16 protein-coding genes, 1 tRNA gene, 1 rRNA gene, 1 other RNA gene and 1 other annotated feature are annotated in these 15,591 nt (G+C 42.3%); of the genes, 5 read left to right on the top strand and 14 right to left on the bottom strand.

Annotation, left to right across the window (positions count from 1 at the left end; all coding sequences use genetic code 11):
- Nucleotides 1-153: 153 nt before the first annotated feature.
- From bofA to tadA, 7 genes are all read right to left on the bottom strand, one after another.
- Complete coding sequence (gene bofA / locus SC79_RS19585; RefSeq protein ID WP_039076499.1) at nucleotides 154-417, bottom strand: sigma-K factor-processing regulator BofA; 264 nt, start codon at nucleotides 415-417, stop codon at nucleotides 154-156.
- A gap of 66 nt (nucleotides 418-483) precedes the next feature.
- Nucleotides 484-708: a YaaL family protein gene (locus SC79_RS19580; RefSeq protein WP_010330206.1), complete on the bottom strand. Its 225-nt coding sequence runs from the start codon at nucleotides 706-708 to the stop codon at nucleotides 484-486.
- Between the two features lie 17 nt (nucleotides 709-725).
- Nucleotides 726-1,322 carry a recombination protein RecR gene (gene recR / locus SC79_RS19575; protein ID WP_010330207.1) on the bottom strand — a complete coding sequence of 199 codons (597 nt, stop codon included), beginning with the start codon at nucleotides 1,320-1,322 and terminating at the stop codon, nucleotides 726-728.
- A gap of 14 nt (nucleotides 1,323-1,336) precedes the next feature.
- Nucleotides 1,337-1,660 carry a YbaB/EbfC family nucleoid-associated protein gene (locus tag SC79_RS19570; RefSeq protein WP_010330208.1) on the bottom strand — a complete coding sequence of 108 codons (324 nt, stop codon included), beginning with the start codon at nucleotides 1,658-1,660 and terminating at the stop codon, nucleotides 1,337-1,339.
- Between the two features lie 23 nt (nucleotides 1,661-1,683).
- On the bottom strand, nucleotides 1,684-3,375 hold the full coding sequence (gene dnaX, locus SC79_RS19565) for a DNA polymerase III subunit gamma/tau (protein WP_039076498.1): 1,692 nt from the start codon (nucleotides 3,373-3,375) through the stop codon (nucleotides 1,684-1,686).
- 129 nt (nucleotides 3,376-3,504) lie between these two features.
- Nucleotides 3,505-3,769, bottom strand: an RNA gene (gene ffs / locus SC79_RS20840) — signal recognition particle sRNA large type.
- An 82-nt stretch (nucleotides 3,770-3,851) separates the two neighbouring features.
- Nucleotides 3,852-4,337, bottom strand: a complete 486-nt coding sequence (tadA, locus tag SC79_RS19560) for a tRNA adenosine(34) deaminase TadA (protein WP_039076497.1) — start codon at nucleotides 4,335-4,337, stop codon at nucleotides 3,852-3,854.
- Nucleotides 4,338-4,422: 85 nt separating this feature from the next.
- Between tadA and SC79_RS19555 the strand changes: the two genes are divergently transcribed.
- The 4 genes from SC79_RS19555 to dck all read left to right on the top strand — a co-directional run bounded on the left by SC79_RS19555 (nucleotide 4,423) and on the right by dck (nucleotide 7,692).
- The gene (locus SC79_RS19555) at nucleotides 4,423-4,968 is read left to right on the top strand and encodes an isochorismatase family cysteine hydrolase (protein ID WP_039076496.1); all 546 of its coding nucleotides are present in this window, start codon (nucleotides 4,423-4,425) and stop codon (nucleotides 4,966-4,968) included.
- A 69-nt stretch (nucleotides 4,969-5,037) separates the two neighbouring features.
- The gene (locus SC79_RS19550; RefSeq protein ID WP_039076495.1) at nucleotides 5,038-6,321 is read left to right on the top strand and encodes a glycoside hydrolase family 18 protein; all 1,284 of its coding nucleotides are present in this window, start codon (nucleotides 5,038-5,040) and stop codon (nucleotides 6,319-6,321) included.
- 97 nt (nucleotides 6,322-6,418) lie between these two features.
- Nucleotides 6,419-7,042: a deoxyguanosine kinase gene (gene dgk, locus SC79_RS19545; RefSeq protein WP_010330213.1), complete on the top strand. Its 624-nt coding sequence runs from the start codon at nucleotides 6,419-6,421 to the stop codon at nucleotides 7,040-7,042.
- Nucleotides 7,039-7,692 (top strand): deoxyadenosine/deoxycytidine kinase, encoded by a 654-nt coding sequence (dck, locus tag SC79_RS19540; protein WP_039076494.1) that lies wholly within the window; start codon nucleotides 7,039-7,041, stop codon nucleotides 7,690-7,692. The genes dgk and dck overlap by 4 nt, the downstream gene beginning before the upstream one ends.
- Nucleotides 7,693-7,803: 111 nt before the next feature.
- On the opposite strand, the gene SC79_RS19535 is transcribed toward dck, so the two are convergent.
- The 6 genes from SC79_RS19535 to guaB all read right to left on the bottom strand — a co-directional run bounded on the left by SC79_RS19535 (nucleotide 7,804) and on the right by guaB (nucleotide 14,274).
- Nucleotides 7,804-7,896 (bottom strand) — tRNA-Ser (locus tag SC79_RS19535).
- Nucleotides 7,897-8,031: 135 nt separating this feature from the next.
- Nucleotides 8,032-9,309, bottom strand: coding sequence for a serine--tRNA ligase (serS, locus tag SC79_RS19530; protein ID WP_039076493.1), 1,278 nt, complete (start codon nucleotides 9,307-9,309; stop codon nucleotides 8,032-8,034).
- Between the two features lie 54 nt (nucleotides 9,310-9,363).
- Nucleotides 9,364-9,578 (bottom strand) — a binding site (T-box leader).
- 52 nt (nucleotides 9,579-9,630) lie between these two features.
- Nucleotides 9,631-10,221 carry a pyridoxal 5'-phosphate synthase glutaminase subunit PdxT gene (gene pdxT, locus SC79_RS19525; RefSeq protein ID WP_039076492.1) on the bottom strand — a complete coding sequence of 197 codons (591 nt, stop codon included), beginning with the start codon at nucleotides 10,219-10,221 and terminating at the stop codon, nucleotides 9,631-9,633.
- A gap of 21 nt (nucleotides 10,222-10,242) precedes the next feature.
- Complete coding sequence (gene pdxS, locus SC79_RS19520) at nucleotides 10,243-11,127, bottom strand: pyridoxal 5'-phosphate synthase lyase subunit PdxS (protein ID WP_003225444.1); 885 nt, start codon at nucleotides 11,125-11,127, stop codon at nucleotides 10,243-10,245.
- A gap of 195 nt (nucleotides 11,128-11,322) precedes the next feature.
- Nucleotides 11,323-12,654: a D-alanyl-D-alanine carboxypeptidase gene (dacA, locus tag SC79_RS19515; RefSeq protein ID WP_082022859.1), complete on the bottom strand. Its 1,332-nt coding sequence runs from the start codon at nucleotides 12,652-12,654 to the stop codon at nucleotides 11,323-11,325.
- A gap of 153 nt (nucleotides 12,655-12,807) precedes the next feature.
- Nucleotides 12,808-14,274, bottom strand: coding sequence for an IMP dehydrogenase (guaB, locus tag SC79_RS19510; protein ID WP_039076491.1), 1,467 nt, complete (start codon nucleotides 14,272-14,274; stop codon nucleotides 12,808-12,810).
- Nucleotides 14,275-14,394: 120 nt separating this feature from the next.
- Here guaB and SC79_RS19505 point away from each other — a divergent pair, with 120 nt between their 5' ends.
- Nucleotides 14,395-15,348 (top strand): YaaC family protein, encoded by a 954-nt coding sequence (locus SC79_RS19505; RefSeq protein ID WP_039076500.1) that lies wholly within the window; start codon nucleotides 14,395-14,397, stop codon nucleotides 15,346-15,348.
- A 39-nt stretch (nucleotides 15,349-15,387) separates the two neighbouring features.
- On the opposite strand, the gene rrf is transcribed toward SC79_RS19505, so the two are convergent.
- A 5S ribosomal RNA gene (gene rrf, locus SC79_RS19500) occupies nucleotides 15,388-15,503 on the bottom strand.
- Nucleotides 15,504-15,591: the final 88 nt, after the last annotated feature.

The following is a 15,591-nucleotide window of genomic DNA, read 5'->3' as shown; positions in this document are numbered from 1 at the left end:
GTTTACCGCTCTTTAAGCGACTTTATTATCATAACATTTTACGTCACTTTCGTCAATAACTTTTTAAAACTAATTTCTTTTCAAAAGCGACTCGTCATCAGCGACGTATACTAGGATAACACCTTCGATTATTAAAGTCAACATATATTACATTTAAATAATAAATTGCTTAATGACGACTAACGCCGCTATGCCCGGCACTCCTAAAATCCCACTAACAGCAGTCGTGATAAAGTTAATCGGCACATGAATGCCCAGACTGCCGCCAAACATATTTACACAAACCAGCAGCAAAGCGCCCGCCACAAATTTAACAGCTGTGATGCCAATCCACTTTAAAGGTTTTGCAGCTGAACCTGATAAAAATAGAAGAATAACCAGTCCTAAAATAATCCCTATAATCAAAATAGGCTCCATGAATCTTCCCATCTCCTTTGCTTATTCTAGTACAAGCTTATGAGAAGACCCAGGAGTTTAGACCACTTACTTCCACCGGCTGATTTTTAAATTACGCTGCTTTGCTTCCCTCAGGTAAAAAAAATACTTCGCTTCAGCTACTTTCAGTTCGTACAACACTTCATCAGACGGTTCTAAGCTTTTTTCAACCAGCTTTTTCTGCCTGTTCCATTCTTCCTTTTGTTTAAAAAGCTGTTCAATTAGTTTTTCATCAAACTCTCTTCTTAATGTTTTCCTGCGAAGAAAACCCATGGATCGCTTTTTCCTCCTTACAATTCACGTCTTCCTTCAAGTGCTTTAGAAAGAGTGACCTCATCCGCATATTCCAAATCACCGCCGACAGGCAGTCCATGGGCAATACGGGAGAGTTTAATACCAGACGGCTTCAAGAGCCTTGATATATACATCGCCGTTGCTTCCCCTTCTATATTAGGGTTTGTCGCGAGAATCACTTCTGTCACTTGATCATCCTGTAATCGTTTTAACAATTCTGGTATTTTAATATCCTCTGGTCCGATGCCGTCCATTGGAGAAATGGCGCCGTGGAGAACGTGGTATTGTCCGTTGTATTCCTTCATTTTCTCCATAGCGATTACATCCTTAGGGTCTTGCAAAACACAGATAACAGACTTATCCCTGCGCGTATCTTCGCAAATATAGCATGGGTCCTGATCTGTGATATGCCCGCAAACTGAACAATATGTCAGATTGCGTTTCGCATTTACTAATGCTTTCGCAAAATCTAATACCACATCTTCTTTCATACCTAGAACAAAAAAAGCCAGACGAACCGCTGTTTTCGGTCCGATCCCTGGCAATTTCATAAAGCTGTCTATCAGCTTTGATATTGGTTCAGGATATTGCATGTTCTTTTATCCCCCTAGAATAAACCTGGCATGTTCATTCCTTTTGTAAATTGACCCATTGTTTCGTTTGTGATCTCGTCAACTTTTTTCAAAGCTTCATTCGTTGCAGCGAGCACTAAATCCTGAAGCATATCGATATCTTCGGGATCAACGACTTCTTCTTTGATGATGACATCCAGGATTTCTTTTTGGCCGTTTGCTTTTACTGTAACCATACCGCCGCCCGCAGACCCTTCAATAACCTGTTCTGCAAGCTCTTCTTGAGCCTTCGCCATATCCTTTTGCATTTTTTGCATTTGTTTCATCATTTTTTGCATATTTCCCATTCCGCCACGCATAGCATTCACTCTCTTTCATTTTGTTAGTCTTTTATTTCAATTAAATCCGCTCCGACAAGCTTTTTCGCCTCGGCAATAAGCGGGTCTTCTTCAGCCGGTTCATTTGATCCTTCATTTTCCTGCTGATGATCCACTAAAAATTCTTCTCTTATTTTACCCCATTGTGCTTCTGGAACGCCAATCAAATCCATTCTTTTTCCGAGCATCGATTCTAAAATCTGCTCAAGATTGGTTCGGACTCCGTTGTTGTCTTCGGCAACCATTTTACAATGAATTTCATATTTGAATTTCAGGACAAATGCCGCTGAGGCTGCAGCCACAGGTTCACTGTCATTCAACAAAGCCGCATGCGAAACTTTGTTTTGCTGTTTGAGATGGGCAAGAAGTTTGCCCCAGGTATTTTTGAGCTGATCAAGATCCGGTCTCGTCGCTTCCTTCAAAATTTCATGAATTCTGCCTACTGGCGCTTTGTAATTCGATTTCCCGCCCTTCGGCACACGCGGTGCTTCTTTTTTCGGGCTTTCCGCCGCCGCTTTAATGCCTGTTGTTTTGAGCCACTCCACTTCCTGCTCGAGTTGTTGAATTTTATTCAATAGCATATCGACTTCCGGAAGCTCAGCTGCTGATTGATGAGACGTTTGGCAAATCTTCACCACTGCCACTTCAAAAAAGATACGGGGATGATTTGTCCATTTCATTTCTTGATGACTCTTGTTCAGAATATCAATCATTTCATATATGACCTGCGTCGGAATCTGTTCGCTGAGTCCCCGGAACGTTTCATCGACTTTTACTTTTTCAAGCACTCCTTCTAATCCCGGGGCTGTTTTGTACAGCAGCATGTCCCTGAAATAGAAAATCATATCCTCTATCAGCTTAGCTGAGTCTTTCCCTTGCTGCAGCAGTTCGTTTAATGTTTCCAGTGCATTAGAAACGTTTTTATCATGCAAGGATTGTGCAAGCTTTCCTATATATAATTGAGAAACTGCCCCAGTAATCAGAAGCGCATCATCGACTTTGAGCTCCTCGCCGCTAAATGACACCGCCTGATCAAGAAGGCTCAGGGCATCTCTCATCCCGCCGTCTGCAGCACTCGCGATAATATCAAGCGATCCTTCCTCCACTTGCAGCTGTTCAGCAGCAACAATTTTGTTCATACGGCCGACAATCGCTTGGGACGTAATTCGTTTAAAATCAAAACGCTGACATCTGGAGATAATGGTTAAAGGGATTTTGTGCGGTTCGGTTGTTGCTAAAATGAAAATACAATGCTCTGGCGGCTCTTCTAGTGTTTTTAGCAATGCGTTAAAGGCGCCGATAGAAAGCATATGCACCTCATCTATGATATATACCTTATATGTGACGGCCGACGGGGCAAACTTCACCTTATCGCGTATGTCACGAATCTCATCAACACCGTTATTGGATGCGGCGTCAATTTCTATGACATCGGATATTGACCCGTTTGTTATCCCTTTACAGGCCGCACATTCATTGCATGGCTCATCAACAGGCGCATGTTCACAGTTGACAGCTTTGGCAAATATTTTGGCTGCACTGGTTTTTCCCGTTCCCCTCGGCCCGGAAAACAAATAGGCGTGAGAAAACTTCTTTTGCAAAAGGGCATTTTGCAGCGTTTTTGTAATGTGTTCTTGTCCCACCACATCTTCAAAGCGCTGAGGCCTGAATACTCGATATAAAGCTTGGTAACTCACGGGTTTGCCCTCCTCCGTTATTCATCATTCCCATTATACATGAACCTTGTTTCGATTCCAAAAGCTCTTTTCACATAACAAAAAACTCACCTAATAATAGGTGAGTTTGAAAATTTGATGATTGATTTACCGTGCACCTTCTGTCGATTCGCTACCCTAAGCGTTACTTAAGCAGTTAGCTCAGCCCAGGCAACCCTGCGGCACATGAGAGGTTTCACTTAATGCTGCTTCCTTCCGGACCTGACATGGTTCATGAATTCCCATTGCGCAGGACCCAAACGTCAACACCACTTACTTAAGGCAGACCTTAAAGTAAACGAACCTCGAGAAGGGATTCGGCCCTGCTAGAGCGGATTGCAGGTACAGGGCACCGCTACCTCCCCGCTTAGCACGGCAAAATAAATATCAAATTTTATATCGCATCTATTGTGATGCATACATAAGTATATCGTTTCCCCCTAAAAATTGCAACCGGACTACTCAGACAAGTTTTTCCTTAATGCTTTCTTCTTTTTTCGCAGTTCTTTAAAAAACGAACTGAGCATTTCTCCGCATTCCTCCTCAAGCACCCCGCTCACCACTTCAGCCTGATGGTTAAAGCGCTCTTCCTGCAAAAGGTTCATAAGCGAGCCTGAACAGCCGCCTTTAGGGTCAAACGCACCAAACACCACTTTTTCCACTCGCGAAAGCACGACGGCACCAGCACACATCGGACAAGGCTCTAGCGTCACATAAAGGGTCGCACCCTCCAGCCGCCATGTCCCCAGTGCTTTACACGCTTCATCAATCACAAGCATTTCCGCATGTGCGATTGACCGCTGCTCCGTCTCTCTTAAATTATGTGCACGCGCTACGACTTTGTCATTGACGACAAGCACAGCACCAATCGGCACTTCACCTTTCTCTTCAGCTTTTTTCGCTTCTTTCATTGCTTCTATCATATAAAGTTCATCTTGTGTCATAAGGGTAAGCTCTCTTTTCAAAGTTTTTTCAATGCACAAAAAGGCTACATACTAACTATAACGAAAACGGAAAGGAGACTGTCGATTGTCCAAAACAGACACAGCTCTTCTCATTGTAGACATGATCAATAATTTTGAATTCAATATGGGAGAAAGCCTTTCTAAAAAAACAGAAAAAATCGTTCCTCATATTTTATCATTAAAGGAGCATGCGAGACAAAATGATTGGCCGATTATTTACATTAATGATCATTACGGGCTTTGGCAAGCTGATATCAAAAATATTCAGCGAGAATGTACAAATGAAAAAAGCAGGGATATCATCACAAAAATCGCGCCGGATGATGCTGATTATTTTTTAATCAAACCGAAGCATTCCGCTTTTTACGAAACAGCACTCCACACTCTCCTTACCGAATTACAAGTGAAGCATATTATCTTAACAGGCATAGCCGGTAATATTTGCGTGCTGTTTACCGCCAATGACGCATACATGAGAGAATACAATATCACGATTCCTAAGGATTGCATCGCCTCAAATCGTGACGAAGATACCGAATTTGCCTTAACCATGATGGAGAATGTTCTTTTGGCAAAAATCACGACGGAAGAACAAATTACAGAAAAATAAACATGATCAGCGTCTTTCTTTCATACATTGATAGCGATATGAAAGGAGGCGTTTTTCATTCAAATTTATGTGGTGAAACAAGGCGACACTCTTTCTGGTATCGCTTCACGCTACAGAACAACTGTAAATGAGATCGCAGAAACGAATGAAATACCGAATCCCGACAGCCTTGTTGTCGGACAAACCGTTGTCATTCCAATAGCCGGCCAGTTCTATGATGTCCAACAAGGTGATACCCTGACGTCCATCGCGCGGCGGTTCAATACTACAGCAGCCGAGCTTGCCAGGATTAACCGCATCCAGTTAAACACCGTGCTGCAGATTGGTTTCCGTTTATACATTCCACCCATTCCTAAACAAGACATCGAGTCAAATGCTTATCTTGAACCACGCGGAAATCAAATCAGCGAAAATCTTCAGCAGGCGGCCCGGGAAGCGTCACCCTACTTAACGTATCTTGGCGCATTCAGTTTTCAGGCACAGCGTGACGGAACCTTAGTCGCCCCGCCTTTAACGAACTTAAGAAGCATTGCGGAGAATCAAAACACGACATTGATGATGATTATAACGAACCTTGAAAATCAGGCATTCAGCGATGAACTCGGCCGGATCATCTTAAACGACAATGCTGTGAAAAGAAGACTTTTAAATGCAATAGTCGAGAATGCCAGAAGATATGGGTTCTATGATATTCATTTTGACTTTGAATATTTGCGGCCTCAGGATAGAGAAGCCTATAATCAATTTCTCCGTGAAGCAAGAGATCTTTTCCATCGAGAAGGTTTTGAAATTTCTACTGCGCTTGCCCCTAAAACAAGCGCAACACAGCAAGGCAGATGGTACGAAGCTCATGATTACAGGGCACATGGCCAAATTGTAGACTTTGTTGTTCTCATGACATATGAATGGGGATATAGCGGGGGCCCGGCTCAAGCCGTTTCTCCAATCGGGCCTGTTCGGGATGTGATTGAATATGCTTTGACTGAAATGCCTGCAAATAAAATTGTCATGGGCCAGAATTTATATGGGTATGACTGGACACTTCCTTATACAGCAGGGGGAACTCAAGCAAGAGCGATAAGCCCCCAGCAAGCCATTGTCATAGCCAATCAAAACAATGCCGCCATTCAGTATGACCAAACCGCTCAAGCGCCTTTCTTCCGCTATACTGATGCAGAAAGCAGAAGGCACGAGGTATGGTTTGAGGATGCCCGCTCAATTCAAGCAAAATTTAATCTCATTAAAGAGTTGAATTTAAGAGGCATCAGCTATTGGAAGCTTGGTCTATCTTTCCCGCAAAACTGGCTGTTGCTGTCTGATCAATTCAATATTGTCAAAAAGACGTTTCGATAATTTGGAAACGTCTTTTTTTCATGGGGCACCCGAGCGTTGTGATACAATATGAAGGTCGGTAACTGACGAACGTTTTTCAGAAATAAGGAGGATTCCGATGAATACAGCCCCTTTTATCGCAATAGAAGGTCCTATCGGGGCAGGAAAAACAACCCTCGCAACGATGCTCTCACAAGAGCTTGGATTCCCTATGATCAATGAGATTGTTGAGGATAACCCGTACCTTGATAAGTTTTATGACAATATCGAGGAATGGAGTTTCCAGCTTGAGATGTTTTTTCTCTGTCACAGATACAAACAGCTTGAAGACACCAGTAATCACTTTTTAAAAAAGGGACAGCCTGTGATAGCTGATTATCACATTTATAAAAATGTCATTTTTGCGGAACGCACCCTGTCTCAACATCAGCTGGAAAAATACAAAAAGATTTATCGCCTGCTAACAGATGATCTGCCAAAGCCGAATTTCATCATTTACATAAAGGCTAGTCTGCCCACTTTGTTACATCGCATTGAAAAACGCGGACGCCCCTTTGAGAAAAAAATTGAAACAAGCTATTTAGAGCAGCTGATCGCAGATTATGAAGTCGCCATCAAACAACTGCAAGAGGCAGACCCTGAACTTACAGTGTTAACGATAGATGGTGATTCAAAAGACTTCGTTTTGAATAAGAGCGACTTTGAACGCATTGCCGCCCATGTAAAGGAGCTTATCATATGAAAGGCCATCATATCCCTAAAAATTCAATTATCACAGTAGCCGGAACAGTAGGTGTCGGAAAATCGACTTTAACAAAAGCTTTGGCTAAAAGGCTTGGATTTAAAACCTCTTTAGAGGAAGTCGATCATAATCCGTACTTAGAAAAGTTCTATCATGATTTTGAACGTTGGAGTTTTCATCTGCAAATCTACTTCTTAGCTGAACGATTCAAAGAACAGAAAACGATTTTTGAAGCTGGCGGAGGATTTGTACAGGATCGTTCTATTTATGAAGACACAGGAATATTCGCGAAAATGCATGCTGACAAAGGGACTATGTCAAAGATTGATTACAAAACCTACACAAGCCTTTTCGAAGCAATGGTTATGACACCGTATTTCCCGCATCCAGATGTATTGATCTATTTGGAAGGAGATCTGGACAACGTTTTAAACCGGATTGAAGAACGGGGCCGTGAAATGGAGCTTCAGACAAACCGTTCTTATTGGGAAGAAATGCATACGCGCTATGAAAACTGGATAAGCGGTTTTAACGCTTGCCCTGTTTTAAAGCTTCGCATTGAGGATTATGATCTGCTGAACGACGAAAGCTCAATTGAAAGCATTGTCGATCAAATCGCTTCAGTTATTTCTGAAAAACAAATAAAGTGAATCTCAGCTGAGATTCACTTTTTCATTATAATAAAAAATCCATTGCATCGAATGCAATGGATAAAACAATCTCCAATATATGCTTGTGTTTCATTAGAATTAAAATCAATATGGCGGAGGAAGAGGGATTCGAACCCCCGCGGGCTTTGACACCCCTGTCGGTTTTCAAGACCGATCCCTTCAGCCGGACTTGGGTATTCCTCCGTATCGACAAGACTTACTATATCATGAATGTTCTTATATGGTCAAGCATTTTCAAAAACTTTTTTTGTTTTTATAAAGATGTCCTGTTTATACAGGCAAAAAGGCGTACCTTGTCAGGCACACCTTTTCGGGAATTTACGGTTTTAATACTTCTTTATTCCCCATATAAGGGCGAAGCACTTTCGGAATGACGACACTTCCGTCTTCCTGCTGATAATTTTCTAGGATAGCGGCAACTGTTCTTCCAACTGCCAGACCTGAGCCATTCAGTGTGTGTACATGCTCCGGCTTGCCTTTTGCTTCACGTCTGAAACGAATGTTCGCACGTCTTGCCTGGAATGCTTCGAAGTTGCTGCAAGAAGAGATTTCACGATATGTGTCCTGGCTTGGAATCCAAACTTCGATATCGTATTTTTTCGCCGCCGTAAAGCCTAGATCACCCGTACACATGCTCATGACACGGTATGGAAGCTCAAGTAGCTGAAGTACTCGTTCTGCTTGGTTTGTGAGCTTCTCTAATTCATCATAAGAATCTTCAGGCTTCACAAACTTCACAAGCTCAACTTTATTAAATTGGTGCTGACGGATTAATCCGCGTGTATCACGCCCAGCTGAACCCGCTTCAGAACGGAAGCAGGCACTGAATGCCGCATAGTTAATCGGCAGGCTGTCACCTGAAAGGATTTCATCACGATGCATGTTTGTAATCGGTACTTCCGCTGTCGGAATTAAGAAGTAATCTTCTTCTCTGATTTTAAACGCATCCTCTTCGAATTTAGGAAGCTGACCCGTTCCCGTCATGCTTGCGCGGTTCACCATATAAGGCGGGATTACTTCAGTATAGTTATACTCATCTACATGCAGATCAAGCATAAAGTTATATAGTGCACGCTCCAGACGGGCACCTACCCCTTTATAGAAGACGAAACGGCTTCCTGTTACTTTTGCTGCACGTTCAAAGTCAAGAATCCCCAGCTCATCTGCGATATCCCAGTGCGGCTTCGGCTCGTAAGCAAAAGAAGGCTTTTCGCCCCATTGACGCACTTCTATGTTGTCGTCTTCTGTTTCACCGACAGGGACAGACTCATGCGGAATGTTTGGGATAGAAAGAAGGATATGATCAAGCTCCGATTCCACTGTTCTTAACTCTTCATCAAGTTGTTTAATGTCCTCGCCGACTTCACGCATTTCTTTAATGATGTGATCCGCGTCTTTTTTCTCACGTTTCAGTACAGCAACCTGCTGAGATACTTCATTCCGTTTTCCTTTTAACTCTTCAACTTTACCGATAAGCTCCCGTCTTCTATCGTCCAGCGCCTCAAACTTATCAAAATCAGTTAAGTCTTCGCCTTTGTGTACAAGCTTAGCTTTAATGTCTTGAAAATTTGCTCTTAGCATCTTTGTATCAAGCATGCGAAACACTCCTTTTATAAAATTAGTCGAAAATAAAAAGAGCCCTCATCCCCATAAAGGGACGAGAGCTCTCGCGTTGCCACCCTGATTGAAAACAAGCCATAGAGACTCGTTTTCCACTTTCACACATAACGGTTATCCCGTAAATGCCTACTTATTTCAGCATTTCGCTCAAGGATGGATTCAGACAGCATCTTTCACCGATTCGCACCAACCATCGGCTCTCTTAGAAAGAGGGGCTTCTTACTAGTTCCTATCAACGCTTTTCGATCTTTATTTGTGCTTATAATGTACTATAAGTTTCCACAGCTTTCAACTGTTTTATACAAGTGCTTTCTGCTTGTATTCCTCAACCATTTGAACAAACAGCTGTGTCACTCGGTGATCTTCTGTCAGCTCCGGATGGAACGAGCAGCCCAAGAATTGATCCTGTTTAGCAGCTACAATACGGCCATTATGCTCCGAAAGAACTTCGACATCTTCACCAGCTTCTAAAATATGCGGCGCACGGATGAATACCCCAGTAAAAGGCTTGTCCAGCCCCTTGATTGTTAAATCAGCTTCAAAACTGTCAACCTGCCGGCCAAACGAATTGCGTTCAACAACCACATTCAGCAGACCTAAATGAGGATTATCTGAACCAGCGATTTCTTTTGCTAATATAATTAATCCAGCGCATGTTCCAAACATTGGTTTTCCCTGAGCAGCAAATTTACGAAGAGGCTCCTTGAATTGATACGTATCAATCAAACGACGCATCGTTGTGCTTTCTCCACCAGGCAAAATCAGCCCGTCCACTTCATTCAGCTGCTCCGGACGTTTAACGACAAGACCAACCGCGCCGCATGCTTCAATTGCACGGATATGCTCTCTAACTGCTCCTTGAAGTCCTAGTACTCCTATTGTTAACATGTCAGCAGCGCTCCTATATTCCTACCAGCCGCGTTCTTGCATACGCTGTTCTGGAAGTAAGTTTGAGATTTCAATCCCTTTCATTGCAGTACCAAGCTCTTTAGAAAGCTCAGCAATCAATTTGTAATCAGTATAGTGAGTTGTTGCTTCGACAATTGCTTTCGCAAATTTAGCAGGGTTGTCTGATTTAAAAATACCAGAGCCAACAAATACTCCGTCAGCACCAAGCTGCATCATGAGAGCAGCATCAGCAGGAGTTGCTACACCACCGGCCGCAAAGTTCACAACAGGAAGCTTGCCGTCTTTTTTAATTTGAAGGAGAAGCTCGTAAGGAGCGCCTAAGTTTTTCGCTTCTGTCATGAGTTCATCTTCACTCATCGCAACGACTTTGCGAACTTGAGCGTTTACTTTGCGCATATGGCGAACAGCCTCAACGATGTTCCCTGTTCCAGGCTCACCTTTCGTACGAAGCATAGAAGCACCTTCAGCGATACGGCGCGTTGCTTCACCAAGATCACGGCAGCCGCAGACGAAAGGAACTGTGTATTCATTTTTATTCAAATGAAATTCTTCGTCAGCCGGAGTCAGAACTTCACTTTCATCAATATAGTCAACACCCATAGCTTCCAGCACACGTGCTTCAACAATATGTCCGATACGCGCTTTTGCCATTACCGGGATAGATACTGCATTCATTACTTCTTCCACGATTGTAGGGTCAGCCATACGGGCCACTCCTCCAGCCGCGCGAATATCAGCTGGTACACGCTCCAGCGCCATTACAGCGACAGCTCCAGCCTCTTCAGCAATTTTCGCTTGTTCCGCATTAATGACGTCCATGATGACGCCGCCCTTTTGCATTTCTGCCATTCCGCGTTTTACACGTTCAGTACCTGTTTGAGCCATTTCTTGGTCCCCCTAATCAAGGTATAGTGATATGATTTCTAGTTCTTATTGTATCCTAGAAATCCAATAATTTATATGGATATATATCATTTTATTCGGTTTTTAGCGCTTTGAAAATCATTTTTATTAAAAATTGGGTTTTTTCAGTATATTAAGCGAAAGAGCCCTAACACAAATCAGAGCTCTTTCAATTGATTAAAACCAGCCGGTTACCGTATCAACAATACTTCCCCAAATGCCGGCGAAAAATCCGCCGATACTGCGCATTGTCAGAACAAACCAGTTTGCTTTTTCTACTTTTTCTTTTGTAACAAGGTCTACACCAGCCAGATTGCCGTTAAGGAATCCGTAATCCTTTTCATCACCTGTATATTCAGCAGTCAGTTTCCCAACCTTCGTTCCTTTTTTCACAGGAGCGGTCAACGTATCTTTGTTTAATGTGACCTTCGCCTTGTAATTCTTTTCTTCACCATTCTTGACAGGAAGAGAGAATGCTTTGTTTGTCACAACGCCTACTTCTTTCTCTTTACCCTTATCAACTGAAATCGTTTTATGGCCTTTTACTTGATCGCCTTCAGCGTGAATTTCTTTCATGGAGAAATTGTCGAAAGCATAATCGAACATTTTTTTCGTCTCATCGAAACGGCCTGTATGAAGGTTGCCCTTTGCGTTCAACACAACAGTAATGACGCGCATTCCGTTGAGTTCAGCTGTTCCTGTGAAGCATGAACCCGCAGAGTCTGTAGAACCTGTTTTCAATCCATCCACAGTCGCTTTTTTATACTCGCTGACGAGCCCTTTCAGCATGAAGTTCCAGTTGGGCATGTCCATTTCATCGTCAGTGCCCTTTCTGAATTTCGTTTTGGCGATACTGGAAGTCTCCAGAACCTCAGGGTAATCAGTAATCAAGTGATCTGCAAGAATGGCCATATCCTTAGCAGAAACTTCACTTTCTTCATCTGCGCTTGTCCCCTCAGGCTGATGCCCGTGAAGATCTTTGTTTTCAAGACCTGTTGCATTAACAAATTTGTAATCTGTTAAGCCAAGTTCTTTCGCTTTTGCATTCATTCTTTTAACAAACTCAGTTTCAGAACCCGCAACGATTTCTGCAATCCCGATAGCAGCGGCATTTGCAGAATAAATTGCTGTAGCTTGATAAAGTTCTTTTACTGTGTACTTCCCGTCCTTACGAAGAGGAACATTTGATAAGCTGTTATCTTGGGAAATCTCATACACATAATCATCAGGCGTATAGGTTTGGTCCCATTTTACTTTTCCTTGGTCAATTGCTTCTAATAACAGATACTCTGTCATCATTTTTGTCATACTGGCAATTGGCAATCTTTTATCTGCATTTTTACTGTACAGAATCTTACCTGAAGAAGCTTCGATCATAATAGCAGCTGATGCATTGATATCAATTGGATCGCTGGCTGCATTTGCTTTTGACATCGGAGCCAGGCAAGTGACAAATAGTGTTAATATAACCAATGACATCAATATCCGTTTACATTTCATGATGTTCAATCGTATGACCTCCGTATTTCATTTTCTTCATCTATAATTAAGCCGTTAAAGGACATTTTTAAAGCACAACAGTATAAATTTTATCATAATCATGATTAAAAAAATAGACAGAGTCAGAGACCCTGTCAAATGTTTTTAATTTGTAACATTTTATTATGAAATTGTATAGTTCGGTGATTCTTTTGTAATCTGCACATCATGCGGATGGCTTTCACGAAGCCCTGCGCCAGTCATGCGAATGAACTGAGCTTCTTCTCTTAAAGCTAGAAGATCTTTGGATCCGCAATATCCCATACCGGAACGAAGACCGCCGACTAGCTGATAAACAGTTTCTTCAACTGGTCCTTTGTAAGGTGTGCGTCCTTCGATTCCTTCAGGAACGAATTTTTTGTTTTCTTCTTGGAAGTAACGGTCTTTACTTCCTTTTTCCATTGCAGCAACTGAACCCATACCGCGGTAAACTTTAAATCTTCTGCCTTGGTAGATTTCAGTCTCCCCGGGACTTTCTGACGTGCCTGCAAGCAAGCTACCAAGCATGACAGCATGTCCACCGGCTGCCAATGCTTTTGTGATATCGCCAGAGAATTTAATTCCGCCGTCTGCAATGATTGTCTTGCCGTGTTTTCTTGCTTCAGTCGCACAATCAAAAATCGCTGTAATTTGCGGAACACCGACACCCGCCACCACGCGTGTCGTACAAATTGAACCAGGTCCGATTCCAACTTTGACAACGTCTACTCCAGCTTCGATAAGAGCTCTTGTCGCTTCAGCTGTTGCCACGTTTCCAGCAATAATATTTAATTCAGGATACGTTTCACGAATTTTTGTTACTGTGTTTACTACCCCTTGAGAGTGTCCGTGAGCTGTGTCGATAACAATGACATCGACATTAGCTTCGACAAGCTTCTTGACACGAGTCATTGTGTCGCCAGTTACGCCAACTGCCGCGCCAACGATCAGACGGCCGTGAACGTCTTTAGATGAGTTCGGGAACTCAATAACCTTTTCAATGTCTTTAATTGTGATAAGACCTTTTAATTTATTCTGGTCATCAACGAGAGGAAGCTTTTCAATTTTATGTTTCTGCAAAATCTTTTCAGCTTCATCCAAAGTCGTTCCTACAGATGCAGTGACGAGTTCTTCTTTCGTCATAACATCGCTGATTTTCATAGAGTAGTCAGAAATAAAACGAAGATCACGGTTTGTAATAATTCCGACAAGCTTTTGATCTTCTTCGTTATTTACAATCGGAACACCGGAAATTCTGTATTTCCCCATCAAATGCTCCGCATCATATACTTGGTGATCAGGAGTTAAAAAGAAGGGATTTGTGATAACGCCGCGCTCAGAACGCTTAACTTTATCAACTTGCTCAGCCTGTTGTTCAATGGACATGTTTTTATGAATAATGCCCAAGCCGCCCTGTCTAGCCATTGCAATTGCCATTGCTGATTCTGTTACAGTGTCCATACCTGCGCTGATGACAGGAATATTCAGCTTTAACGTTTTTGTAAGTTCTACAGATAAATCCACATCACGCGGAAGCACCTCTGACTTGGCTGGCAGAAGCAGCACATCGTCGAACGTTAAGCCTTCTTTTGAAAATTTACTTTCCCACATTAGTAAATCCCCCTCTTTTCGGCAAAATATTATATGTAGATTATCAACTAGCCAAGAGCATGTCAAGGAAGCGAAAAAGAGTTGAAATATTTAGATAACGGAAAGGATAAAGAAATACATATGACCTATCATAAGTGGAAAGACTTAGCGCTATTTTACTCCATTGAATCAACCCAGAAATTTCTAGAGAAAACTTATATGTTAAACGGCATTGATGAAGCGAAAAAAAACTCCTATAAAAACAGTGAGCGATTTATTTATTTCTTAAAGCATGCTGAATCGTTTTATGAACAAGCCTCATCTTCTCCTTTGGAAATCAAACCGATTCTCTTATTTTACGGAATGGCACAGCTTATCAAAGCATGTCTAATTACACGTGATCCTCATTATCCAAGCCATACATCAGTACTGGCACACGGCGTAACAACAAGAAAGCGAAAGAAACAGAATTATTGTTTTAGCGATGATGAAGTAAAAATACAACGGAACGGCCTATGCATGCATTTCATGAAACACTTATTTGGACAATCGGATATAGTGGATGAACGGTATACCATGAAAACATTATTAATGGCGATTCCAGAACTAAGTGATACTTTCTATTTTCAGAAGAAAGAACGGTATTTGACAAAAGTCGAGAAGGAGAAGGACAGGGACAGGATTTCGGTGCCAGAGCATGTGGTCATCAATTATAAAATGTCTGATGCAAGATTTGCCGAATATATGAACCACCATTTTCAATGGTCTTTTGCAAAGAAAAATGAACACGGGCTGCTGTTTAACATTTCACCGCAAGACACGAAGCCATGGATAACAACCGGCTTGTTATATGACATGGGAAAGAACCAATATTATATCCCGTCTAAAAAAGAGCAATTTCTGAGACTTCCTGAAATGGCAATTCATTATTTAATTTTATACAATATAGGGATGATTGCGAGGTATGAGACGGAGTGGTGGTATGAGCTGTTAACCCAGCATATAAGCGATGATTACGTACTAATTCAGCAGTTTTTATTAGTGACTGAAAACAAATTCCCGACATACGCATTACAACTTCTTCTTCAATGTTGACAAATAAAAAACCCAGCTCAATGAGCTGGGTTTTACCTTGCTTGGCGGCGTCCTACTCTCACAGGGGGAAACCCCCGACTACCATCGGCGCTGAAGAACTTAACTTCCGTGTTCGGCATGGGAACGGGTGTGACCTCTTCGCTATCGCCACCAAACAAATGCCTTCAGGATGAAGGTACTGGGCGTTTCTCACAGGATGTGAGAGCCCTTAGCGGAGTTTCTTTCCGCCTTTTAGAAGAGATA

Source organism: Bacillus sp. MSP13, assembly GCF_000815295.1.
Classification (GTDB): domain Bacteria; phylum Bacillota; class Bacilli; order Bacillales; family Bacillaceae; genus Bacillus; species Bacillus vallismortis.
The sequence above is the reverse complement of the archived record's forward strand: the minus strand, read 5'-3'. Positions and strand labels throughout refer to the sequence as shown.

Excerpts from the sequence above, each read along its gene's own strand:
- recR (WP_010330207.1), bottom strand. The coding sequence starts at position 1,322 with ATGCAATATCCTGAACCAATATCAAAGCTGATAGACAGCTTTATGAAA.
- serS (WP_039076493.1), bottom strand. The coding sequence starts at position 9,309 with ATGCTTGATACAAAGATGCTAAGAGCAAATTTTCAAGACATTAAAGCT.
- SC79_RS19580 (WP_010330206.1), bottom strand. The coding sequence starts at position 708 with ATGGGTTTTCTTCGCAGGAAAACATTAAGAAGAGAGTTTGATGAAAAA.
- pdxS (WP_003225444.1), bottom strand. The coding sequence starts at position 11,127 with ATGGCTCAAACAGGTACTGAACGTGTAAAACGCGGAATGGCAGAAATG.
- pdxT (WP_039076492.1), bottom strand. The coding sequence starts at position 10,221 with ATGTTAACAATAGGAGTACTAGGACTTCAAGGAGCAGTTAGAGAGCAT.
- SC79_RS19505 (WP_039076500.1), top strand. The coding sequence starts at position 14,395 with ATGACCTATCATAAGTGGAAAGACTTAGCGCTATTTTACTCCATTGAA.
- bofA (WP_039076499.1), bottom strand. The coding sequence starts at position 417 with ATGGAGCCTATTTTGATTATAGGGATTATTTTAGGACTGGTTATTCTT.
- SC79_RS19570 (WP_010330208.1), bottom strand. The coding sequence starts at position 1,660 with ATGCGTGGCGGAATGGGAAATATGCAAAAAATGATGAAACAAATGCAA.
- guaB (WP_039076491.1), bottom strand. The coding sequence starts at position 14,274 with ATGTGGGAAAGTAAATTTTCAAAAGAAGGCTTAACGTTCGACGATGTG.
- dck (WP_039076494.1), top strand. The coding sequence starts at position 7,039 with ATGAAAGGCCATCATATCCCTAAAAATTCAATTATCACAGTAGCCGGA.
- tadA (WP_039076497.1), bottom strand. The coding sequence starts at position 4,337 with ATGACACAAGATGAACTTTATATGATAGAAGCAATGAAAGAAGCGAAA.
- dgk (WP_010330213.1), top strand. The coding sequence starts at position 6,419 with ATGAATACAGCCCCTTTTATCGCAATAGAAGGTCCTATCGGGGCAGGA.